The organism is Clostridium gasigenes (assembly GCF_900104115.1).
Taxonomy (GTDB): Bacteria; Bacillota; Clostridia; order Clostridiales; family Clostridiaceae; genus Clostridium; species Clostridium gasigenes.
This window is the reverse complement of the sequence record NZ_FNJM01000010.1, coordinates 66,304-90,581: the sequence shown is the minus strand read 5'-3', so window position 1 is coordinate 90,581 and position 24,278 is coordinate 66,304. Positions and strand designations below refer to the sequence as shown.

The following is a 24,278-nucleotide window of genomic DNA, read 5'->3' as shown; positions in this document are numbered from 1 at the left end:
TCTCAGCTTATTTAAAGCTGAGATTCCTTTTTATAATTTTTTTATTATTGTTCTCATTCCACCTACCATATAAAGAGATCCACACGCAACAATAATATCATCTTCTTTTGCTATTTCTAACGCTTTATTTAAAGCATATTCATATTTTTCAAAGGCAATACAATTCTCATTATATTTTAAAACCTCATTTTTTAAATCTTCTGCAAGTTCTGCTCTTATGGAATTTGGAGTTACAGCATAAACTTCCTTTGCCATAGGTGTTATAACTTTGATCATTTCCTCTACATCTTTATCAGCTAAAATGCCTAATATTAAATATATATTTTTATATTTAAAGTATTTTTCTATATTTTGTTTAAGTGTTGTTATCCCTTGAATATTATGAGCTCCATCTAGAACAACTAATGGAGATTTTTTCATAACTTCTAAACGCCCATTCCAACACACATCTTCTAAACTTTTTTCCAATATTTCCTTGGAAATTTTTACCTTTTTATTTCTTTCTAAAAGTTCTATTGCTTTTATGGCTAATGATAAATTTAATATTTGATGTTCTCCAAGTAATGGTAATTTTATATTATATTCAGCCTTTATTCCTTTAATCTTTACCTTTTGATAAGGTTTTTCTTCTTGTAATATTTCTATTAATTCACTATCTATTTCATTTATTATATGCAAAGGAGCATTTAATTCCTTACATTTACTTTTTATAACTTTTAACACTTCTTCTTCTTGTGGAAATATTACAACCGGTACACATTCTTTAATTATTCCAGATTTTTCTCTAGAAATTTTAGTTAAAGTATTTCCTAAAATATTTGTATGATCATAGCTTATAGATGTAATAATTGATATTATTGGTGTTATTACATTAGTTGAATCTAATCTTCCACCAAGTCCGACTTCTATTACTCCAAAATCAATATTTTCTTTATAAAAATATAAAAACATCAGACAAGTTATTATTTCAAATTCTGTTGGATGATTATATCCTTCTTCAATAACTTTATCTACAGCTATTTTTAACTCATCCATTAAATTAGCTAACTTTTCTTTTGGAATATTAACTCTATTTATTTGTATTCTTTCTTCAAACTCTTCAAGAAATGGTGACGTGTACATTCCAACTTTATATCCATTTCCCATTAGTATTTTGCTAATCATGGCAGTTGTTGATCCCTTACCATTAGTTCCTGCAATATGTATTAGTTTAATCTTATTTTGAGGATTACCTAATAACTCTAATAATCTAAAAGTTCTTTTAAGTCCATAGTTTGAACCAAAGTTACCTACCTCTGTTATATATTTCATTGCATCTTCATATTTCATTACTTTTACCTCATTAAATCTTTCTACTAAATTTAGTTATTTTTTCAAACTTTCTATATTTCTAATTTACTTACTATAATAATATAAATTGCAAAATAATAAAAGTCATAATAAATTTCTATTATTATATATGTATTTATTTTTTTTATTTTTTCATTTATAATTAAAGAGTTGAAAGAAGATAACAAATTATATTACTAGGAGAAATTGAATGAACAATTTAAATACCATACTTGATTTACAGCTTAACACTGTTAGTTTGTTTTGTATCGATGAAGAAAAACTAATAGCTTTAAAATCGGAAGATTATTATACTCAAAGCAATTTGTATTTTTGGCTTATAAATAAATCTTATAAATTAGAAAAAGAAAATAAAACTGATGAATTGGCCTATTGTCACTATTTAATATCTTATTATATTTTTATTATACTAACTCCTTTATGTTATGAAGAGTTAGCCTTTACTCATAGCTTTACAGCCACTAATCTAAGCTCAGATATTAAATACAAAGAATGGCTTCTTGTGTTTGGAACATTACCAAATAATTTTATGAAGGTTTATGATATATTAAAACTTGCAGAAGAAGTTCTTAAAATTAATTCAGAAAGCATTATAGCTAATACCATAATTGAAATGTATTAGCACTCCGAAGGAAAGAGTTGTTATTAAAAATTAACAACAACTCTTTTTTTAGATTTCAATAAAATTTATATGTTTTTATCCTGCCATTCTTCTCTAAATATGGCCATCCTTATTTCATCATGATATTTTCCATTTCTAAATATTTCTTTTTTAAATGTTCCTTCTTCTTTAAATCCAATTTTTTTATAACATGCTTTTGCTCTTTCATTAAATCCAAATACAGATAGTTTCACTTTTTCCATGTTTAACTCCTCAAATATAAACTTTATAAGTATATTTAACGCATCTGTACCATACCCCTTACTCCAATAATCCTTATCACCAATCATAATTCCTATAGTACAATTTTTATTTTTAATGTTTGCTTCATTAATGCTACACCCACCAATATATTTTCCATCTTTTAAATCACAAACAGCAAAATCATAAGTAAAATCCGCTCCTGCTTTTCTACTTTTCACCCATGCTTCCTCTTCCCATTTAGTCATTGGAAAAGGTACCCCTAGACACAAGAATTTTTTAATTTCTTCATCATTTATAAAATTAGTAGCAATTTCTATATCCTCTTCTTTATATGCCCTAAGTTCTACTAGCTTTCCTTTATACATTTTTTCTCCCCCTTTTTCAATATATATAAGCTGAAATAAAATAATAAATCAAAAATTCTTACTAGTTATTTTTTTAAGATCCTATATATAATCTATAGATTTTTATTACTGTAAATTATACCCTATATATATTATTATGTAAATAAGTCATTTCACAAAAAAATAATCCAATGTGTACTTCCACTTTACATTGTTTTTTAACATGCTAAAAACAACTAAGGCCCTAAATACTTATATAAATAAGTATTTAGGGCCTTAGCTGCCTTTTATCTGACACTTAATTTTATATCAAACACATTCTAAAAACAATTACCTGTATGAATGGATTGCTTTTTTATATGCTTTAAATGATAGATTTTCATTTAATAGTATTTCGTATAAACATAAATAATATTTGTTGTATAGCATTCAGCTTATTTCGAAATTTTCTCTAGTTTTAAGTTATTTTAGTAAATGTTGTTGTATAGCATTCACAGGTTCCACCTAAATCTAATGATTTACTTTAAAGAGTTTATTCTTTCAAGTGTCGCATCAAGCATTTCTTGATACTTAGTTCTCTTTTCTTCTTCTCCTGCAACTACTGACGCTGGAGCTTTTGCTAAAAATCCTTGATTTGAAAGTTTTTTATTAATTCTTTCAATCTCACCTTCTAGCTTTTTCTTTTCTTTGTCTAGTCTATCCATTTCCTTTTCCTTATCAACTAAATCAAAAAGTGGCATAAATAATTCTCCACCCTTAATAGCTAGTGATACTGAATTTTCAGGAACTAAAGATTTATCTATAATTAATAAAACTTCAGATGCTGATCCTAACTTTTCTATATAGCTACTACCCGCCTTAAAGGCATCCTTAGCCTCTTCATTTACAAAAGCTATCACTTTAGCCTTTCTTGAAGGAGGAACGTTCATTTCAGCTCTTACGTTTCTTAATCCCTTTATTGCTTCGATAATGTATTCCATATCTTTTTCTGCTTTTTCGGCCTTCATATCTTCGTTATATTCTGGCCACGCAGAAATTGTTATTGTTTCACCATCTGTTAAAGTAGTATATATTTCTTCGGTGATAAAAGGCATTGCTGGGTGTAATAATTTTAATCCTGTAATTAATACTGTGTTTAATACATTATAAACTATTCCCTTTTGCTTTTCATCATCTCCATATAATATTGGCTTAACAAGTTCTATATACCAATCACAGAATTCAGTCCACATAAAGTCATAAACTTTTTGCATAGCAATTCCAAGTTCATACTTATCTAGATTTTCTGTAACTTCTTTAACTAATGTATTTACATGAGATAAAATCCACTTATCTGCTAAACTATAATCTGTAACATCTTTGTATTTTGCCATAACTTCTTTATCTAAGTTCATCATAACAAATCTTGATGCATTCCAGATTTTATTTGCAAAGTTTCTTGAAGCTTCAACTCTTTCTGGTAAATATCTTATATCATTTCCAGGTGAATTTCCTGTAACTAACATAAATCTTAAAGCATCTGCACCATAAGCTTCAATAACTTCTAGTGGATCTACTCCATTACCAAGAGATTTACTCATTTTTTTACCATCTGCAGCTCTTATTAAACCATGCATTAATACAGTATCAAATGGAGTTTCTCCCATATTGTGAAGTCCTGAGAATATCATTCTAGCAACCCAGAAGAATATAATATCATATCCAGTAACTAAAACATTAGTTGGGTAGAAGTATGATAAATCTTCTGTAGCATCTGGCCAGCCTAAAGTTGAGAAAGGCCACAATGCTGATGAGAACCACGTATCTAATACATCATCCTCTTGCTTAAGATTTTTCGAAGAACATTTCGTACACTTGCATGGAGCTTCAGTAGCCACTATTATTTCACCGCAATCTAGGCAATACCATACAGGTATTCTATGGCCCCACCATAATTGTCTTGAAATACACCAGTCTTGAATATTTTCCATCCAATTAAAATATGTTTTTTCAAATCTTTCAGGAACAAACTTAGTTTTTTTATCTTTAACAACTTCTATAGCTGGTTTTGCAAGAGATTCCATCTTAACATACCACTGCTTTGAAATCATTGGTTCAATACAAGTACCACATCTATCATGAGTACTTACATTATGAGTATGAGGTTTAATATTAACAAGCAATCCTAGCTCCTCTAAATCTTTAACAATTTGAGCTCTAGCTTCATATCTATCTAACCCTTGATATTTGCCACCTTGTTCGTTTATAGCACCTTTCTCATCCATAACCTTAATTTCTCTTAAGTTATGTCTCTTGCCAACTTCATAATCATTAGGATCATGAGCTGGGGTCATTTTAACTGCTCCAGTTCCAAATTCTATATCAACATAATTGTCCCCAACTATAGGGATTTCTCTGTTAACTAGTGGCAATATAGCAGTTTTACCAATTAAATGCTTATATCTTTCATCATTTGGGTTAACAGCAATTCCGCTATCCCCCAGCATTGTTTCTGGTCTAGTTGTAGCTATTTCTAAGAAACCTGATCCATCGCTTAATGGATAGTTAATGTGCCAAAAATGACCATCTTGTTCCTCATATTCTATTTCAGCATCTGAAAGTACTGTTTGGCACTTTGGACACCAATTAGTTATTCTATTTCCTTGATAAATTAAGCCTTCATTGTGAAGCTTAACAAACACTTGTCTAACTGCCTTATCAAGATTTTCATCCATTGTAAAAGCTTCTCTTGTAAAATCAGCAGAACATCCCATTTTTTTAAGTTGTTGCCTTATTGTTGATCTATACTCATCAGACCATTCCCATACTTTTTCAAGGAATGCTTCTCTACCCATTTCTTTTTTAACTAAACCTTCTTTTAGAAGTTCGTTTTCCACTTTAACTTCAGTAGCAATACTTGCATGATCTTGACCTGGTAGCCATAGAGTGCAGTATCCTTGCATTCTTTTGAAACGTATAAGCATATCTTGAAGAGTATTATCAAGTGCATGACCCAAGTGAAGCTTACCTGTTATGTTTGGTGGTGGCATAACTATAGAATAAGGCTTCTTACTTTTATCTATTTCCGGCGAGAAATATTTTTTTTCTTCCCAATTTTTATAGATTCTTTCTTCGAATTCCTTAGGATCATAAGTTGTAGATATATTTTTCTTTTCTGACATATATATATCCCTCCTTTATCTAGATTTAAAACAGTGTCTTTATGTAATTATTTATAGTAATTGCCTTTAAATTAGGGCGTTTTTTAAAAATAACTAATCAGATTCTTTAAGAGCCCTTAAACTACTAAACAAGTCATTAATCATATTTATATTATTGATTAAAATTATTGAATACTATTATATTTTCATATAATCAACTTATAAATTTAAGTTTATTAATACGGTTGAAGGTCCATTATTAATTTCATTTTAAATTTTACTTTGTATTCTCTAACCTATATCTTCTAATAATAATTAGATTATTACCTTTTTTAATAGAATTTAGTCTTTTTGGGTACCAGTATTTTTAATATATAGTTTCAAATTGAAATTATGTATTAATTTATTTTTTATAAACTTAAAATAACTTGCGCAAGTTAGTCATATTTTTTGAGTATGACTTAAATTAAGACATAAAAATAGCCTTCATCACAAAAGGACGAAGACCGCGGTACCACCTTTTTTCCCTTAAATAAAAGATTTCAAATTTAATAGTTAATTACTCTACTAAAATATAAAATGAATTTTACTTTTAATGGGCTCTTATATAATAACGACTAAGAAAGCCGTCTTTACTTACTTAATTTCAGTAAAGAAACTCAAAAGCTACCTTCAGGATACTTTGTATAGAAGGCTTACAGCTAAAACCTTCCTCTCTAAATACTCTATATTCCTTACTCCTCTTTATCACTGCTTTATAAATATATAGTTTTGTAATAATATTTTATTCTATATAACTTAATTTGTCAATATTCCTGTTATTTTTTTTTAGAAATAATGCATATATAAATTATAATATTTTTCTTAAATATTATAATAATAAAAAACGTCGATTTTCATCAACGTTTTATTTTTTTTAAATAGAAACAATAAATTTTCTCTGCTATATTTAAAATTACTTGTTAAGCCATTCATAGGTTTTATCTGGATTTTTCCCCTGTGCATGTGACCCTATTTTTTCTCCATCAATTATTCCAAGGTCTGAATTATCATTAGGCTTTATTTTTCTCATTTCTGCATTTGATTTTGGTCTTTCTTTTAATCTACCTTTATTATTATCCATATTTAACACCTCACAATTTAGATTTTAAAATCTGTAGGATCGTAGGTTTTAGCTTTTGGTTCTCCAAAGCAAGCTTTTACACTTTCTACTTGTGGATTATGACTTACATTTTTATGTTGTTTTTTTGTTTTTATCATTTTATTACCCATTATTATCACCTCGGTATTATGTTGTACAAATATCATCTTTTTTATTTTATTAAATTTAAAACATAATAGTTTATTAATGGATTTTTTTGAAAGTGCTTTAAATATCAATATGTGATCACCAAGAAGCCACAGCTTTCGAAGCTTCTTTGTGATAAAAAGGGGACATTGCTTAAAATTATTTTAAGCAATGTCCCCTTTTTGTTACTATTTAAAATTCTTCTATCCAATTCATTTTTTTCATAAATCCATTTACATACTCTTCACTCATATTTGGATTTATCGTTTCGGCGTGGGATATTGTAATTACCGACATTGCTATAGCATATTTAACTGTATCTCTTAAAGAATAGTTTTTCATATATCCATAGCCTATGCCTCCTACAAATGAATCTCCAGCTCCAGTAACATTTTTAACCTCCACTTTACCACATGCAATTTTCCCTTCTTCAGTTCCATTAGTAAAGTAAATCCCGTCTTCATCTAAACTTATAAATACATTTTTGACTCCAAGAGATAAAAAGTATTCTCCTGCTCTTCTAATATCATCTGTACTATTAATTTCAAACCCGCATAATACTTCCGTTTCTATTCTATTAGGTTTAATTGTATGAAAATATTTGACTAAGTGCTTTATTTTCCCTGCTTTAGTTGCAGATACTGGATCTAATATAAAATTAGTCTTATCTCTAAAATTAGTTAATAAATATTCCATTATTTCTGGATTATCAGAATCTAAAATAGTATATTCTGAATTTGAGATAATATCTGCTTTAGAGTCTATAAATGATTTATCCATTTTATCTAAACTTTCCATATCAACTATTGCAGACTCCATTTCTCCATGTTCATTTAAAATTGCCATGTAGGTTGGAGTAACCTCATTTTTTAAAATAAGCGAATGTTCCATATTATATCCAATAGTTTTTGAATTGGATATAATATTTCTTCCTTGATCGTCATCTCCTAAAATAGATATAAACTCTGTTCTAACATTAACTCTAGCTAAGTTTTCAGATATATTTCTACAAACCCCACCTAAAGAGATTTTAATATTTCCAGGAATAGAATCTTTTGAGCTATAATTTTTTTTACTAAATCCTATTATGTCTACTATAGAAACTCCTAATACTAATATGTACGGACTGTTATTAATCATACTATCTCTCCCGATTTTTATTTTTCTTTACTAAGTATTCTTAAGGCACCTAAAAAATAACGAGTCAAAGCATCATATATATTAACTAGTTATTTTTTTTAAGATGCTTAAAATAAATATCAACCCACTCTTCTAGTAAATTTATTTTAAATACCTAAAGAAAAAACCTAAATATATTATAGTAGAGGAATGCAAAAAAATAAAGCTAAATTTAATAATTATGTCGAATTCTTTTATTTTTATTAGTTTTTCACATTTTTATTAAGTTATTAATGAAACTTTGTACTATTCTAATTTAAAATTAAATATATATAATTGAATATAAAATAACACTACTGTCTATAATCTAAATGTATTTTATAAATTTTCTAAACATTTGGAGGTATAAATGAGTAACTTTAATGAAGGCAATAATTTTTATAACACAAAAGAATATTCTAAAGCTCTTACACATTATAAAAAAGCAATAGCTACTGGTGAAAATGAGGCCTGTTCTTGCTATAATTCTGGTGTATGCTTTATAAAACTTAAAGATTTTGATAATGCTATTGCAATGATAAAAAATGCTCTGTCTATTCAAAAAGAAAGTAAATACTTCTTTAACCTAGCTTATTGCTATGCTATGAAAGAAGATACTAATAAAGCCTTAATTTACTTTAACATGGCTTGGTCATTAGATTCCAAGGATGTAGATTGTGAAAAAGCAATTAATTTAATTATGTCTAAAAATAAAAAAACGTCATAACCTAGGTTATGACGTTTTTACTATTTATCTTACCATTCTCCAGCTACACTTTCTTTTATATGGTCTTTATCAAAATCTTTATTATCAAAATAATCTCCCGCAAAATAGAAAGTAGGATCTACATTAATCCATTTACCTTCCTCTTCAATATAAACTTCATTCCACGCATGAGGTCCATAATTTTTACCATCAAACCCTTGGCCTGTAATTATTCTCACCTTTAGTCCTGCTTTCCTAGCCATAGCAACGTAAAGACAAGCGTAATCGAAACATATCCCCCTCTTTGTGTTAAAGGCTTCTATAGCTCCGCTATTACTTAAATTATCATTGCTTAAAGCTCTATTTGCTTTATCAAAATCATATTCTACATTTGATCCAATCCAAGCATATAGTCTTTTAGCTATTTCCCTATCTGTTTTAATATTTTTAACTAAATCAACTGCTTTTTTATCAATTTTATCTGTTGATTTTATCCCATCTTCCAAAGTAACTCCGTTATAATAGATTATTATATTTGCACCTGACTGTGAATACTCTTTATATTCTTCATTAGAAATTACAGGTCTATTAGTTGCCATTAGTTGTTGAACTGTATTATATCCCTTTATATTTGTAAAAATATTTATATTATTATTAATACCAACAGTATTATTAAAAGCACTAACTCCAATAAATAAAATTAATATAATAATTAAGCCCTTAATAAACCCAAAAATAGTAGAGAATATTATTATTCTACCTTTTCCTTTAGATAAGAAAAGAGAATACGCTTTAATCAATGGACTAGATAACACAAGTAATATTTTGTAAATTATAAATTGACCTAATAAAAACACTAATGTAAGTCCCACTATTTTTACTATATTACTATTTATATTTACTATATTTAAATAATTACTACTAATTTTTAATATACCAATATATAGTTTATCTAGACTCAACATCATAATTAAAAATGTTATAAAAACCGCAAAATAATATACTAACCTATCTAAGGCATATTTTGAGTTACGCCCTTCTAATGATTCTTTTACGCTTCCTCTAATTGCAATAAATAATAGTGCAAAACATAAAACATATGATAAATTACCCTTCATTAGCTTCTCCTTTAGTCATTTTAAAATATATTTGATATTTTAAAAAACACTATTTGTATATATTTTTTTGAAGATTTCTTATTTTAGTATAGTTCCTTTGAATTAACAACCTTTTTAACAACCTCTCCCACAATAGCATAATCATATCCCTTAGCTGTTAAAAACCTATAGATTTTTTGTGATAATTTATATTTATCATCTTCTCTTTTAGTTAATAAATTATATTTTTTAACTGCAAGGTCATAAGCTATTTCTTTTTGTGAATCCTCATTTAATTTAGAAACTTCTTTTTTAATTAATTCTTCACTAATACCTTTTTGTATAAGAGCATATTTTATTTTATTTTGCCCTTGATTTTTCATTTTATCTTTAACATACATTCTTACATAGTCTTCATCGTTTAGTAAATTATATTCTTTTAAAAACTCTATCGTTCTCTCAATTGAATCAATATCAAATTCTTTTAAAAGTAGTTTATCTCTTATTTCTTTTTCAGTTTTATAAGTTCTCTCAATTATTCTAAGGGCTGAACCCTTACATTTTAAAAAGCCTTCTTCTTCAGCGAGATTACCTAAAGCTTCACTATCTACCTGCATTTTAGCTACTAAACCTTGTTTATAAACAATCTCTGCACTTAAAGAAAATGCATATTCCTCATCAATATAAATATTAACTCTTTCTTTATTTCTCTTTTGAGCTTCTATTTTTGTTATTATACCCATAATTATTGCCACCTTAAGATGATTTTAATATATGAATTGTAGGATTTTTTAAAACCTCTTTGGAAACTTCATAAATTTTATTAGTATCTAAATTATTTAATCTCTCCATATCTTTTACAAATTCATGTATATCTTCTCCCTCTAAAGATTGGTGAAGTATATAGTTACATAATTCTGATGGATCTTCTAAAGTAGAAATTACTGCTGTTTTATGAACCTTTTTCATTAATGTTAAATCTCTATCTCCAATAGGTATACTTCTATTTTTTATCCCTTCTAAAGTTGCATCTATAGCTTGTAATGCGCCATCCACATCATCTTCTCCAACTGCTGTATAAATATATAAAGTTTTAACATTTTTAGTCATATCTAAGTTTGTATAAATATCATAGGCTAACCCCTTATTTTCTCTAACTTCTCTAAACAATAGCGAATTAGCACTTTCTCCAAGTCTATGATTTAATATCCTAAGAGGCAATTCATATTTTTTATCTAAGTCATAGAAAGTATATAGATACACTATTGTACTTTGCTCTATATTGGCTTTTTCTGTTGTTACTATTTTCTCTATATTCTTTTCTTCTATAATATCTCTTTTAATATCTTCTCCTTTTTTCCAAGGGCTAAACCACTTTAAAACTGTTTGTAAAGATTCTTCATGGTCAAAAGATGACACTATTGTTATTACTGCGTTATTTGGAACATAATATTTACTATAAAATTTTTCCAAATCACTTTTACTATAAGTCTTTACATTTCCTTCAAGACCTGCAACATCATATCTTAATGGACTATTTTCAAAAGCTTCTTCATTAATTCTCTTAAAACTTAAATCCTCAATATCATCCTTACTCGTCCTAATTTCAGCTAAAATAACTCCTCTTTCTTTTTCTACTTCATCTTCTATAAAGGCAGAGTTTATTATCATATCGCTTAAAATTTCTACTCCATTTTTAATTTCTTCTGTTAAACAGCTAATAGTGTAAACAGTGGCTGCATAATCAGTATATGCATTGTACTCTCCCCCTAAAAGTTCTAAATCATCATTAATTTTTTCATAACTTCTCTTTTTTGTTCCTTTAAATAACATATGTTCAATAAAATGTGCTATCCCTTTTTCTTCTTTATTTTCATATAAAGATCCTACACTAATACCAACATTTACTGACGCTATTTGAGTATCCTTTTTTATAGTTAATACTTCCAATCCATTATCTAAAAAATGTCTTTTGACATCAAAATTTAACTTTAACATGTATATACACCCATTCCTTTAATTTTTCTTTAGACTTATTATTATACTATCATTATATACTAAAAACCATATATATTTAACTAAAATAAAGTATAATAATATATTTGTCTTCAATTTGACATTATATTATAATATACTAAGCTTAAGTAACATTTCAAATACATATTATTAACGGAGGCTATAATGAGTAAAAATATTTTAATTATTGAAGATGAACTTAGAATTAGATTTCTTCTTAGAGATTATTTTGCTAAAGAAGGATTTAACATAATAGAAGCCGAGGATGGAGATTTAGGTCTTAAGGCCTTTCAAGAAAATGAGGTAGATTTAATACTTCTTGATATAATGATGCCTAAAGTTGATGGAATTACAGTTTTACAAACAATAAGAGAGGTTTCTAATGTGCCAATTATTTTATTAACTGCCAAAAGTGAGGAAGACGACAAACTTTTTGGCTATGAAGTTGGTGCAGATGACTATATCACTAAACCCTTCTCACCCAAAGTACTTATTGCTAAAGTTAAAGCACTGCTTAAGAGAACTTCTGAAGATAAAGTTTCAATTACAAATGACTTTAACGGTTTAACTATAAATAAACTATCTCATGAGGTGAAAATAAACAATGAAATAATTAACCTATCCCCTAAAGAATTCGAGCTATTAACCTACCTTTCTGATAATAAAGGTATAGCTTTATCACGTGATATCATTTTAGATAAAGTATGGGGAATCGATTATTATGGAGATATTAGAACAGTTGATACTAATATAAAGAGATTAAGAGAAAAACTTAAGGAAAAATCTTCTTATATTATTACAGTTCGTGGTAGTGGTTATAGATTCGAGGGCAATAATGAGTAAAAGTATTTCTAAAAAAATATTCACAATTACTTTCGGACTAATTCTTACTCTTATTGTATCATCAATATTATTTCAATTATTATTCTTTGAAAGGTTTTATTTCTCAAAGAAGACTAATCAACTAGTTCATGAAGTGAATAATTTCAGAACCCTTTATGCATATCAAATATCTGATAATATTAGCTTAAGTAAAGCCTTAACTGACTACGAACATAGAAATAACTCAAAAATAGCTATTTTCTCTACAAACGGTATTTATATAGCTGGTGGAGATAATCAAAATGAAGATGCTAAAACACTTACAGCTTTCTGTAGCGAACTTTTATCCAATAAGGCTTTAATTAATGAGGTATTATCTTCTAACAAAACAAAAACTACAGTATTTAAAAATGCTGGTAGTGACAATAAAAAAATAGGAGTAATAGCTCCTATGTCATTATCCCAGGATAATGATTCATTAATTATTTCAGTATCCCCTACTCAACCAATAGAAGAAGCGGCTCTTGTAATTAGAGATTTTTATAAATATTTAATTTTTGGATTTCTACTTCTAGGAATTTTTTTAGCCTATCTATATGCTAATCTTATTTCGAAGCCTCTTCTTAAAATTAACAAGGTAGCAATAAAAATGTCTTCTATGGATTTTAGTGCTAAGTGTGAAGTTAATTCTGAAGATGAAATAGGATATCTTGGTAAAACATTAAACTTTTTATCCTCTAATCTTAAAGATGCCCTTACAGATTTAAAAAATAAAAACAAAAAGCTTGAGGATGATATTGATAAAGAAAGAAAACTTGAGAACCTTAGAAAAGATTTTGTTGCTGGGGTATCCCATGAATTAAAAACTCCAATTGGAATTATAGAGGGCTATGCGGAAGGAATAAAAGATGGTATTGTTTCTGGAAAAGATTTAGATTTATATATAGAAACAATTATTGATGAATCTCATAAAATGAGTAAACTTGTTTCAGATATGCTAGAGCTTTCTAAATTAGAATCAGGAACTATTGAACTTAATATTGAAAACTTTAATATATTAAGACTTATTAATAAAATTATAAATAAACACACTCTTAATTTTAAAGAAAAAGAAATTAAAGTAGTTTTTAATTATACTATTCCATATGCTTATGTGAACGGTGATATTTTTCAACTTGATCAGGTGTTAACTAATCTTTTTACAAACACTTTAAAATATACTCCAAGTGGAGAAACAGTTATTATATCTGTAATTGATAAAAATTCTGATTTTCTAATTTCTATTGAGAATACAGGGGCATCAATTCCTAATGACGAACTTGAAAATATTTATTCTAAATTCTATAGAATTGATAAATCGAGAAAAAGAACCGATAATAGCACAGGGCTTGGACTATCAATTGTTGAAAGAATTCTAAATCTACATAAAAGTGCTTATACTATTAAAAATACAAATTCAGGTGTAGATTTTAGTTTTACTCTAAGTAAAGGTGACTCTAGTGATTGTGAATAAATAATAAAAAAAGCAGTGGATTTTATTTAATCGACTACTTTTTTTTATTTTTCATGTTAAGAGAGCTTCTTATCCTAGCACTAATAACATTCAATTTTGCTATCTTTTATTTTTTTTATAGATTTACATTGTGTACATAATATAAATTTATTATTATCATCTACAACATTCTCAGTTCCACATTTACTACATATAACAATCTTAGTATTGTTTATATTCACCATTTTATTCCTCCGTATCTCATGATATATTTTATTAGGGAACTGAAAAAAATAACAGTAAAAAGTATCATGTACATTTTAAAAGAACCCTATACATATATTATACTCATTATTTGTAAATTATTTCTATTTTTTTGAAAATTAATTATATTTTTTTATTATTTTCTACCTTATAGAAAAACATTATTACGTTATAAAGCTAAAAAAAAATAAAATGTTGATAAATTATACCAACATTTTATTTTATAATATTTTATAATATCTTTTGCACTCTTCCTACAATTCCATCTTCAAGCATAACTTTGCAGCCATGATGATGGTTTGCTGAATTTGTAAGTATTCTTTTAACTAGTCCCTCTGTTAATTTCCCACTACGTTGATCTTGCTTTTGTACAACTAAAACTTTCCCGCCAATTTTTATATTTGATCTATTTGTTCCATCCATAATTTATATCTCACTTTCTTTATTTATTATCAAATTTCATATTCCCAAGTAATGCTGCAAATGGGTTATCTAGCCCCTCTTCAGCTTCCTTTTTCATCTTATTCATGTAGTTACTTACTTCTCTCTTATCAACTTTACCCGTATTACTAAATCTTTTGTTAAATTGAACTGCTTTTTCTCTAAAGTTACAGCTAGTTCCTGGACAAACATATATTTGACCGTCTCCATGCCCTCTAAGTTCTAACTTCTTTTTACATTCTGGGCATCTAGCATTTGTAGTTCTGCTTACCCCTTCTCTATGTCCACATTCTCTATCTTGGCATACATTCATTACACCAATTTTATTTTTAACTTCTAACATATATTTTCCACAACTAGGACATTTCTTACCTGTAATATTCTCATGAACAAACTTGTTTCCATTAACTTTAACATTCTGTACTAATGCAGTTGCATAGTTTCTCATATCTACTAAGAACTTTTCTGCATCCTTGCGTCCTTTACTTATATCTTCTAAGTCACCTTCCCACTTTGCAGTTAGTAATGGTGATTTAAGTTCACTTGGAACAAGTTCCATAAGTTGTTTTGCCTTTGCTGTTGGAACTATTTCTTTACCCTTCTTTTCTAATGAGAATGAGTTAAATAGTTTTTCAATTATGTCTGCTCTAGTTGCAACTGTTCCAAGCCCACCTGTTGCTCCAAGAGTTCTTGCTGAATCTTTATCTACAGATATAAACTTTTGAGGGTTTTCCATTGCAGATAAAAGAGTTCCTTCATTAAATCTAGCTGGTGCTTTTGTTTGAAGTTTATTTGAATCTACTGAATTAATTTCCAGCGTATCACCCTTCTTTAATAATGGAAGGACTTGATCCTTTAACCCGTCTTCACTAGGACCATCTTCCATATCTTCTCTATCATAAGCTGCTTTCCAACCCTTAGACTTTATAACTTTTCCTTTAGCTACAAACTTTTCACCATTTATCTCAGTTTCTATGTTTGTTTGTAAATATTCAAAAGGAGGCATCATTACGCTTAAGAATCTTTTAATTACTAAGTCATAAATATGCTTTTCTTCAGTGCTAAGGTTAGTTAAATTTGGTCTTTCTTCTGTTGGAATTATAGCGTGATGATCTGATACTCTACTATTATCCACAAAACTTTTATTTGCTACAATTCTACCATTTAATATTTGAGTTGCAGCAGCTCTATAAGCCCCTATTGATATTGCTTTTAACCTATCTGGCAATGTAGCTACTACATCAGTTGTAATATATCTTGAATCTGTTCTTGGGTATGTAAGTACCTTATGGTTTTCATAAAGTCTTTGCATAATTGAAAGAGTTTGTTTTGCAGAATATCCCCAAATTTTATTACCATCTCTTTGAAGTTCTGTTAAATCATAAAGAGCTGGTGATAATTTTTTCTTAAGACTTTCTGTAACACTAACTACTTTTGCATCTCTTCCTTTAACCTTAGTTAAAATATTATTAGCTGTGCTTTCTTCAAAAATACTTTGAGTGTTATTATTATTTACCCATTGAAGTGAAACATTATTGTTTTTAGCTGTAATTGTATAATAATTTTTAGGTTTAAAGCTTTTAATGTCTTCTTCTCTTTGAACTATCATCGCAAGTGTTGGAGATTGAACTCTACCTGCTGATAATTGTGCGTTATATTTACAAGTTAATGCTCTTGTTACATTAAGCCCAACAACCCAATCGGCTTCTGCTCTACATACAGCCGCTTTATAAAGATTAACATATTCACTACCAGGTCTTAGGTTTTTAAACCCATCTAAAATAGCCTTATTAGTTTGTGATGATATCCATAATCTTTTTATTGGTTTACGAACTCCAGCTTTTTCTATTGTCCATCTAGCTACAAGTTCACCTTCACGCCCTGCATCAGTTGCAATTATTATTTCGTCTATGTCAGATCTTAGCATTAATTTCTTAACTTCATAAAATTGTTTAGATGTTTTTTTAAGTACTGTAAGTTTCATTGGCTTTGGAATCATTGGAAGAGTTTCCATGCTCCACTTTTTATATTTTACATCATAGTCTTCAGGGTCTTGAAGCCCAACTAAGTGCCCAAGTGCCCATGTTACTACATATTTACTTCCTTCTATATAACTTCCCTTGTTTTGATTACAATTTAAAACCTTAGCAAGTTCTCTCCCTACACTTGGTTTCTCTGCAAAAACTAAAATTTTTCCCATATTTTTATATCCTTTCTTTCTAAAACACTCTATAACTTGTTATTTAGTATTCTAATTTAATTATTTTAAAATTTATACTGTCTCTTTATTATAACATTAATATGAGATTTCACAATTATATAGGCTTTTTTATTCATAATAGGTTTATTAAGAAATTATATTTATTTAATATGCTTTAGTTCTTAATTTTTCCCCTTATAAATTTATATATTCTTTCAAAATACTCCTCTTCAATTATATCATCAGCCTCACAATGCTTTAATCCATCTATAATCCATAACTCCTTTTTATTATGAGGTATTGTATCATATATAATTTTGCTTCCAGCTACTGATGTGTAATCATCTTCACTTCCATGTATTAACATTATTGGAGTTGTTATGTTTTTTACTGATTCAAATGGTTTAACATCATTATATGAAAACCCACACTTTATCTTTGCATAAACACTCCCTGCAAAAGTTGCATACTCAACAGGTAGTAAAGGTATATCTTTTCTTTTTATACCCATTTCTATTCCACTTTTCATTGTATGATATGGTGCATCTAATATGTAAAAATCAACATTTTTCTTTTCTTCATTTAATTCTGTATGCATAGTTGCAGTTGCCGCCCCCATTGAAAATCCATGAACCCCAAGAAGTCCATCTTTATAACTTTCTGCTGTATAATCCACAACTGAATCTAAATCAAATCTTTCATATAATCCAAAAGTGTAATTGTCTCCACCAGTATTTCCAGTTTGTCTTTGATTATATACTACTACATTATAACCATTTTCTAAGTAGTTAAATGCTGTATTTAATACATCATGATAATTTCTCTCAATTCCATGAACAACTATCATCGAATTATTTGTTTCTTTATTTGATTTTATATTTAAAACTTCAATATCATATCCGTTTTTTTCACTTTTAATAAGTTTCTTTTCCTGTTTATAATTAGCCAGTTTTTCTAGGAGCTTGTCCTCGTTAGATTCATAATATTCTGCCATTGCTTGCACTGAAACTTCTGGTTTAGATCCTATAGACCCATCATAAACCATCTTCCCAACAATATATGTTATACCTACGAATAGTATTATTAATGATATTATAGCTATTTTTATTTTATTTTTCTTTATCATAATTCCTCCTAAATCCTTTGTTTATTATATATAATTATACAAAACATGCTTTGATTGTCAAATATTTTCACTATAAAATTAAAATAGGTGCAATCATTATAATATTTTAAGTTATTCTCTAGAAATATTAATAACTATTTCATTAAAATAGTTTATTCTAATATTGGTTTTAAAGTTGTTTTAAATAATTTAGTTAGATATAATAAAATTATCAGAAAAATTTTAAAGTCATCTAGTTAAAATGAGAAACCTATGGAAAAGTATTTCAACACTACTGGTGTATGTGTACCTAAAAAACATTACATGGTTAAATGCAGATTATATTTTTGATATTATTTTTAATGGAGAAATGAAAATATTTAATATAAATAATCCCTTAATTGCACTAGGTTATTTATACGGAATCTTTAAAGAAGAGAATACTATTATAAAAATGAGCAATAGAGTTTACGAACAAATAATATATGATTATTTGTCATCTAAACTTGAAAATACTACTTCTAATATTATTAATTATAATTTCAGAAATAACTTTCTGCTATTAAATGGTGGATTAGATATGAATAAAGTTCTTTTGAAGTTTCAACAATTTATGAAGGAACAATACTCTACTAAAGATTTGAAATTCTTAGAACACAATGGAAGAACATTATTTTTAGCATTCTTGAAACATATAATTAATGGTGTGGTTTTTGATTTTAAAGAAGTTCAAATTTCTGAAGAAAAACGCTTAGATATAGTTGTTACCTATAATAACTTCAAATATATTATAGAACTAAAGATATGGCGTGGAGAAAGCTATCACAAAAAAGGAATTCAGCAACTTTATGATTATTTAGATATTCACAGTGTAGATGAGGGGTATCTATTAATATTTAACTTTAATGCCGATAAAGAATATAAAGATGAAGTAATTAAAATTAATAATAAAAATTTATTTACGGTATATTTATAAAGATACAAACCATGAAATATAATCTGCTAATTAAACACAATATCAGTAATTCATAATAAGAATTACTGATGTTGTTTCTCTTAATAATAATATAGTCCATTTGTTTATATTAGTAATTATTTTTAAAGCTTTTATTAAAAGTATTAATGTATATAATTCTACCAAAGCAATGTTTATTACGCCCCATACAAATTAAATAACATATTATTTCATTTTTTTTTACCACATCAAGGCTAACATCCAACGACTGGCGTCTAATTTATATTATATTTACTTAGAGTTCTTTTTATGGTCTTTATCAATTAATTTTCTTGCTGAGTTTAAAAATACAATATAAAGGAACTTACAATTGTACTTAAAGACAAGGAAATATATGTTAAGTGAACAAGAATATTATCCATTACATTAACTGATAAATATGTTTATCATCTTAATAATGTCTTTTCATTTCGCAAAGATTTTTCCAATGCAATAACCATTCATATTGCTTATCCATATCCTTTTGGTCGATACTTTGAAATCCTTGGCAACGTACAATCCTAGCAATTATTTGATAGTGTCTAATTGCAACAAAGTCATAGATAGAATTGATTTCAACAGCACTTATTGTCTGTTCTTTAATATACCCCTTATAAAACCGGTCAAATAAACGAGTTGTTTTATCATATGATTCCTCGCTAAAGTTATTAAAATTTGTGTCATCACTTAAATAGGCTACATCCATAATGGGGAAATCTCCTGATGCATCATCAAAATCAAGCAAAACATATTCACTAGCTTCTGTTTGCAACATATTCCCAACATGTAAATCACCATGGCAAAACCCTCTAGGCAGCATCCCTATGCGGTTCCATAATTCATCCCCATATTTTTCAAGTTCTATAATGCGCTCCGGAATATAGTTCACTTCTCTCATAATGGAGATATAATCGTCAATATAATCACTTTTAGTTCTAATAATAAGTTTATACGGATATTTTCCCATCAACCTATGAAGCCAGCCAATTTGCAAGCCAATATTCTCGATTTCAATTTTTCTATCAGGCTCTTTACCTTCAACAAAATCAAATAATATTCCGACACAACGACCTTCCGGAGTATCTAGATAAACACTCATTTTATCATTTTTTGTAGGCACGATTGAGATTGCCGGATAACCATTTTCTCTTAAGTATTGCAGGATATCAATTGTCTGAAAAGCGTCACCGCACTTTGAGCTACGATATAATTTTAGTACATACTTTTTATTATTGCTTTGAAATAAATATACACGCCCGATCATATCCCTATGCAGCTTGACCTTAACAACATCAACTTTATATAACTGATTTATCCTTTTAAGCAGACTACCATAATCTGTATATGAAGAAATCATTTACTTATTCACCACCTTAACTAATATTCCTTACTTCGTGTTAAATTACATTTGTGTCGATATGATTTCCACTCAACCTCTATAAAAATTGCACCATATTATTTTACATTGTCTTTAAACACTATATTATTAGATTTTTACCGTTAATTACTTTTTTACAAAAAACTACGCTAGAAATTGATAAGAATTTATTAGATATTTTAGATAGTGAAACTATCGCATTAAAAACCGATTTAACTGCTAAGCAATTAAAACAACTAATTATATATAATATTGAGTCTGCTATTGGTCTAAAAAGTGTTCCAATAAGCAATAAAGCAGCTGCTATATAATGCCCAACAAGTGATGATGAAGTGGAACTTTGTCCTGAAAATATTAATATATACCCAATTAAATAAACTAATCCACCTAGAAATATCCCTTTGACTATTTTTTCTGATTTACATTCTATAAATTTCATAAATTTTCTCCCTATCTTTAAAAATATCATATACTTTTTCAGCTGTTGTTGATTTTCCCGCCCCTGGTAAACCCTCTATTATAATCAATTTAGTTGGCATCTTTTATACCCCTTTCATTTTATACTCTTTTTAGTGTTTAATAAGTAGATTTTAATTATTATCAAATTCTTCTTTTGCTTTTTCTAATATCATAGTAATAAATTTATTCTTTCCATTTGTGTATTTAGCTCTATCATTTTCGTATTTTATTGCTAATTCATTTTTTAACTTTGAGTATTCATCTATATATTCATTATATTTTTTAAGATAATTTCTAAAATAAATATGGTTTTTCCATATGTTTGAACCATATACTTCTATATGTAAGTAGCGTGTTCTTCTTTCTTCACTCCCTTTATCAAAAAAGAGTCTTCCATCAACACCTACTTTTTAATTTTTCTAAATTCTCTCTTAATTTTTTATTTCCTACGACAACTATCTTACTCCCTAGGGGTCCTTTTCCTAAAATATTTACAAAAAATAATTATTTGCATATCTTTACATAATTAACAAGTGTCATTCTTTCATTTATAAGTCTTAGCTCACCGACTTTTACATAACCCAATTTTTCATATAGGTGACAGTTGCCCTTTTCCTGAAATATTGTATCCAAAATCCATTTGCTTGCATTTGGATAATAATTTTCTATTTGTTTTAATGCTTCTTTTGCAATTCCTCTATTTTGGTATTCTGGAATAACAGATAAAGCCGAAATTTTATATGTCATTTCCCCAAATTCCATTACTCTAACCCAGCCAACATTAATGTCATTTAGTTGAAAAATATATGCTGTGGTATTGGCTCTATCAATCTTCGCTTTAATTACCTCAACGCTTTACATCGCAGGATTCACATCATAGTCCTGATATTTATCAAGCAATGGTTTAAATGATTTTTTCTGTATATTGTGAACAATATCTGCAATGTCGCTTGAAATCTGTATTATCCTTAGCATCTCTACTCCTCCCGTTATATATAAACAATCATTATTTCGTCTTAATCTACAATTATACTCTATTATTTTTTTTATATATTATTTTTACTTTCTAACTACAGTTCCCTACTTCGTTATTTTATTATACCCTATTAAATTAAACATTGTAATATATTAAGGTAATTATGTTATTAAATGTATGTACTATTCCCGTTCTATAAATTAATAAAAATAAAAAACGATGATAAAGTTTAATCCTTATCACCGTTTTCTATATTATATATTTTATAATTCTATTTTAATTACATCATTAATTTACACATATTATTTGCAAACTCCATTGGATCTTCTATAGTTAATCCTTCTATAAGTAATGCTTGATTATATAATAAATCTGTAAAAATATTTAGCTTATCTTTATCATTTTCATAAGCAGCTTTTAGCGATTTAAACACTTCATGATTTACGTTTATTTCTAAAACCTTATCCGCCTTTGCAGCTTCGTTATTTGGCATAGCTTTTAGAATCTTTTCCATTTCAATTGAAAGTTCACCTTCATTTGATAAACATACAGCATGATTTTTTAATCGCTTTGATGCTTTTACATTTTTCACTTTATTACTTAATATATCTTTCATAGCTTTAAACAATTCTTCATTTTCCTTATTATCAGCTTCAGATGTATTTTCATTTTCATTTGCTTCTATACCTAAGTCACTACTTGATACAGATTTAAATTCTTTTTCTTTATAATTCATTAGAATTCTTATTGCAAATTCATCTATATCATCAGTAAAGTAAAGTATTTCGTATCCTTTATCTAAGACACTCTCTGTTTGTGGCATCTTTTTAATTCTTTCAACTGATTCACCAGCTGCATAATAAATATACTTTTGATCTTCTGGCATTCTTTCTATATATTCAGCTAAAGTTATCATTTTTCCTTCTTTTGAAGAATGGAACATTAATAAGTCTTTTAGAATATCTTTATTAGCGCCATATTCATTGTACACACCATATTTTAATGTTCTTCCAAAAGACTCATAGAATTTTTCATAGTTCTCTCTATCATTCTTTAACATATTTTCTAATTCATTCTTTATCTTTGTTTTTACATTCTTAGCAATAAGCTTTAACTGTCTATCATGTTGCAGTATTTCTCTTGATATATTTAATGATAAATCTTCTGAATCTACAACACCTCTAACAAATCCAAAATAGTCTGGCAATAAATCAGAACACTTATCCATTATCATAACGCCACTTGAATATAGTTCTAAACCTTTTTCATATTCCTTAGTATAAAAGTCGTATGGCGTTTTTTCTGGAATGTATAAAACTGCATTATAACTTACTGCTCCATCAACACTTATATGAACATGACTTAAAGGCTTATCAAAACCATAATGTTTTTCATTATAGAAATTTTCATAATCCTCTTTAGTAAGTTCTCTTTTATTTTTTCTCCATATAGGAACCATGCTATTAACAACTTGCTCTTCTATATGCTCATCATATTCATTTTCTGTTCCTTCTTTTAATTCGCTCTTAGTTATATCCATTTTAATTGGATATCTAATAAAATCAGAATATTTTTTTATAAGTGCTTTTAGTTTGTACTCATCTAAATATTCATCATAATTTTCATCTTCTGTATTTTCTTTTAACTTAAGTATTATTTCTGTACCAATAGAATCTTTTTCGCAAGGATTTATTGTATAACCTTCTACCCCTTTAGATTCCCACATGTAAGCTTCATTACTATCAGATGATTTACTTATTACAGTAACTTCATCAGCTACTAGAAATGATGAATAGAACCCAATACCAAATTGACCTATTATGTCATGACCATCTTTAGCCTCATTATCTTTTTTAAATTGTAATGACCCGCTTTTTGCTATAACTCCAAGATTATCATCAAGTTCTTCCTTAGTCATTCCTATTCCAGTATCTGAAATCTTTAATGTTCTATTTTCTTTATCCATTGTTATTTTTATAAAATAATTATCTTTTTCAAATGTTAAAGAATCATCTACTAATGCTTTATAATAACTTTTATCAATTGCATCACTAGCATTAGAAATAATCTCCCTCATAAAAATTTCCCTGTGTGTATAAATTGAGTTAATCATAAGGTCTAGAAGTCTTCTAGATTCTGCTTTAAATTGTTTTGTTTCCAAATTAACCGTCTCCTTTCCCATT

At 27.7% G+C, this 24,278-nt stretch carries 23 protein-coding genes, 1 pseudogene and 1 other annotated feature; of the genes and pseudogenes, 5 read left to right on the top strand and 19 right to left on the bottom strand.

Annotation, left to right across the window (positions count from 1 at the left end; translation table 11 throughout):
- Positions 1-30: 30 nt before the first annotated feature.
- Positions 31-1,329, bottom strand: coding sequence for a bifunctional folylpolyglutamate synthase/dihydrofolate synthase (locus BLS77_RS14470; protein WP_089971417.1), 1,299 nt, complete (start codon positions 1,327-1,329; stop codon positions 31-33).
- Between the two features lie 211 nt (positions 1,330-1,540).
- Here BLS77_RS14470 and BLS77_RS14465 point away from each other — a divergent pair, with 211 nt between their 5' ends.
- Positions 1,541-1,972, top strand: coding sequence for a hypothetical protein (locus BLS77_RS14465; RefSeq protein ID WP_089971414.1), 432 nt, complete (start codon positions 1,541-1,543; stop codon positions 1,970-1,972).
- A 65-nt stretch (positions 1,973-2,037) separates the two neighbouring features.
- On the opposite strand, the gene BLS77_RS14460 is transcribed toward BLS77_RS14465, so the two are convergent.
- The 5 genes from BLS77_RS14460 to BLS77_RS14445 all read right to left on the bottom strand — a co-directional run bounded on the left by BLS77_RS14460 (position 2,038) and on the right by BLS77_RS14445 (position 8,127).
- A complete protein-coding gene (locus BLS77_RS14460) occupies positions 2,038-2,580 on the bottom strand; it encodes a GNAT family N-acetyltransferase (RefSeq protein ID WP_089971413.1) in 543 nt (180 codons plus the stop codon).
- Positions 2,581-3,077: 497 nt separating this feature from the next.
- A complete protein-coding gene (locus BLS77_RS14455; RefSeq protein ID WP_089971410.1) occupies positions 3,078-5,720 on the bottom strand; it encodes a valine--tRNA ligase in 2,643 nt (880 codons plus the stop codon).
- 471 nt (positions 5,721-6,191) lie between these two features.
- Positions 6,192-6,459, bottom strand: a binding site (T-box leader).
- Positions 6,460-6,654: 195 nt separating this feature from the next.
- Positions 6,655-6,822 (bottom strand): hypothetical protein, encoded by a 168-nt coding sequence (locus BLS77_RS19965; RefSeq protein ID WP_167867273.1) that lies wholly within the window; start codon positions 6,820-6,822, stop codon positions 6,655-6,657.
- Positions 6,823-6,839: 17 nt separating this feature from the next.
- Positions 6,840-6,971, bottom strand: coding sequence for a CPC_1213 family protein (locus BLS77_RS20595; protein WP_278336674.1), 132 nt, complete (start codon positions 6,969-6,971; stop codon positions 6,840-6,842).
- A 208-nt stretch (positions 6,972-7,179) separates the two neighbouring features.
- On the bottom strand, positions 7,180-8,127 hold the full coding sequence (locus BLS77_RS14445; RefSeq protein ID WP_089971405.1) for a carbohydrate kinase family protein: 948 nt from the start codon (positions 8,125-8,127) through the stop codon (positions 7,180-7,182).
- Between the two features lie 388 nt (positions 8,128-8,515).
- Here BLS77_RS14445 and BLS77_RS14440 point away from each other — a divergent pair, with 388 nt between their 5' ends.
- Complete coding sequence (locus BLS77_RS14440) at positions 8,516-8,872, top strand: tetratricopeptide repeat protein (RefSeq protein ID WP_089971402.1); 357 nt, start codon at positions 8,516-8,518, stop codon at positions 8,870-8,872.
- Positions 8,873-8,901: 29 nt separating this feature from the next.
- Here the strand turns inward: BLS77_RS14440 and BLS77_RS14435 are convergent, their stop codons facing one another.
- The 3 genes from BLS77_RS14435 to BLS77_RS14425 form a co-directional block, all read right to left on the bottom strand.
- Positions 8,902-9,969 (bottom strand): transglutaminase-like domain-containing protein, encoded by a 1,068-nt coding sequence (locus BLS77_RS14435; protein ID WP_089971399.1) that lies wholly within the window; start codon positions 9,967-9,969, stop codon positions 8,902-8,904.
- Positions 9,970-10,052: 83 nt separating this feature from the next.
- Positions 10,053-10,691, bottom strand: a complete 639-nt coding sequence (recX, locus tag BLS77_RS14430) for a recombination regulator RecX (protein WP_089971396.1) — start codon at positions 10,689-10,691, stop codon at positions 10,053-10,055.
- Between the two features lie 13 nt (positions 10,692-10,704).
- Complete coding sequence (locus tag BLS77_RS14425) at positions 10,705-11,946, bottom strand: M16 family metallopeptidase (RefSeq protein WP_089971393.1); 1,242 nt, start codon at positions 11,944-11,946, stop codon at positions 10,705-10,707.
- Positions 11,947-12,129: 183 nt separating this feature from the next.
- Here BLS77_RS14425 and BLS77_RS14420 point away from each other — a divergent pair, with 183 nt between their 5' ends.
- Together BLS77_RS14420 and BLS77_RS14415 are read left to right on the top strand one after the other, a co-directional pair.
- On the top strand, positions 12,130-12,807 hold the full coding sequence (locus BLS77_RS14420) for a response regulator transcription factor (RefSeq protein WP_089971391.1): 678 nt from the start codon (positions 12,130-12,132) through the stop codon (positions 12,805-12,807).
- Positions 12,800-14,299: a sensor histidine kinase gene (locus BLS77_RS14415; protein ID WP_089971390.1), complete on the top strand. Its 1,500-nt coding sequence runs from the start codon at positions 12,800-12,802 to the stop codon at positions 14,297-14,299. The genes BLS77_RS14420 and BLS77_RS14415 overlap by 8 nt, the downstream gene beginning before the upstream one ends.
- A gap of 80 nt (positions 14,300-14,379) precedes the next feature.
- Here BLS77_RS14415 and BLS77_RS19960 read toward each other — a convergent pair whose 3' ends face one another.
- The 4 genes from BLS77_RS19960 to BLS77_RS14400 all read right to left on the bottom strand — a co-directional run bounded on the left by BLS77_RS19960 (position 14,380) and on the right by BLS77_RS14400 (position 18,309).
- On the bottom strand, positions 14,380-14,523 hold the full coding sequence (locus BLS77_RS19960; protein WP_167867277.1) for a hypothetical protein: 144 nt from the start codon (positions 14,521-14,523) through the stop codon (positions 14,380-14,382).
- A 250-nt stretch (positions 14,524-14,773) separates the two neighbouring features.
- Entirely contained in the window at positions 14,774-14,965 is a 192-nt protein-coding gene (locus BLS77_RS14410; RefSeq protein WP_089971388.1) for a YwbE family protein, read from the bottom strand.
- A gap of 19 nt (positions 14,966-14,984) precedes the next feature.
- Positions 14,985-17,183, bottom strand: coding sequence for a DNA topoisomerase III (locus BLS77_RS14405; protein WP_089971385.1), 2,199 nt, complete (start codon positions 17,181-17,183; stop codon positions 14,985-14,987).
- Between the two features lie 175 nt (positions 17,184-17,358).
- A complete protein-coding gene (locus BLS77_RS14400; RefSeq protein ID WP_089971382.1) occupies positions 17,359-18,309 on the bottom strand; it encodes an alpha/beta hydrolase in 951 nt (316 codons plus the stop codon).
- A gap of 241 nt (positions 18,310-18,550) precedes the next feature.
- On the opposite strand from BLS77_RS14400, the gene BLS77_RS14395 reads away from it, so the two are divergent.
- Positions 18,551-19,264, top strand: a complete 714-nt coding sequence (locus tag BLS77_RS14395) for a GxxExxY protein (RefSeq protein ID WP_139164848.1) — start codon at positions 18,551-18,553, stop codon at positions 19,262-19,264.
- 430 nt (positions 19,265-19,694) lie between these two features.
- On the opposite strand, the gene BLS77_RS14390 is transcribed toward BLS77_RS14395, so the two are convergent.
- From BLS77_RS14390 to htpG, 6 genes and pseudogenes are all read right to left on the bottom strand, one after another.
- Positions 19,695-20,639 carry a phosphotransferase enzyme family protein gene (locus BLS77_RS14390; protein WP_089971376.1) on the bottom strand — a complete coding sequence of 315 codons (945 nt, stop codon included), beginning with the start codon at positions 20,637-20,639 and terminating at the stop codon, positions 19,695-19,697.
- Positions 20,640-20,760: 121 nt separating this feature from the next.
- Positions 20,761-21,099: a hypothetical protein gene (locus BLS77_RS14385; protein ID WP_089971374.1), complete on the bottom strand. Its 339-nt coding sequence runs from the start codon at positions 21,097-21,099 to the stop codon at positions 20,761-20,763.
- Positions 21,080-21,199: a hypothetical protein gene (locus BLS77_RS20660; RefSeq protein ID WP_341423477.1), complete on the bottom strand. Its 120-nt coding sequence runs from the start codon at positions 21,197-21,199 to the stop codon at positions 21,080-21,082. The genes BLS77_RS14385 and BLS77_RS20660 overlap by 20 nt, the downstream gene beginning before the upstream one ends.
- A gap of 51 nt (positions 21,200-21,250) precedes the next feature.
- Positions 21,251-21,511 (bottom strand): annotated as a pseudogene (locus BLS77_RS20785) (GrpB family protein); the annotation flags it as partial.
- A gap of 112 nt (positions 21,512-21,623) precedes the next feature.
- The gene (locus BLS77_RS14375) at positions 21,624-21,962 is read right to left on the bottom strand and encodes a GNAT family N-acetyltransferase (protein WP_089971370.1); all 339 of its coding nucleotides are present in this window, start codon (positions 21,960-21,962) and stop codon (positions 21,624-21,626) included.
- Between the two features lie 413 nt (positions 21,963-22,375).
- Positions 22,376-24,256, bottom strand: coding sequence for a molecular chaperone HtpG (gene htpG, locus BLS77_RS14370; protein WP_089971367.1), 1,881 nt, complete (start codon positions 24,254-24,256; stop codon positions 22,376-22,378).
- Positions 24,257-24,278: the final 22 nt, after the last annotated feature.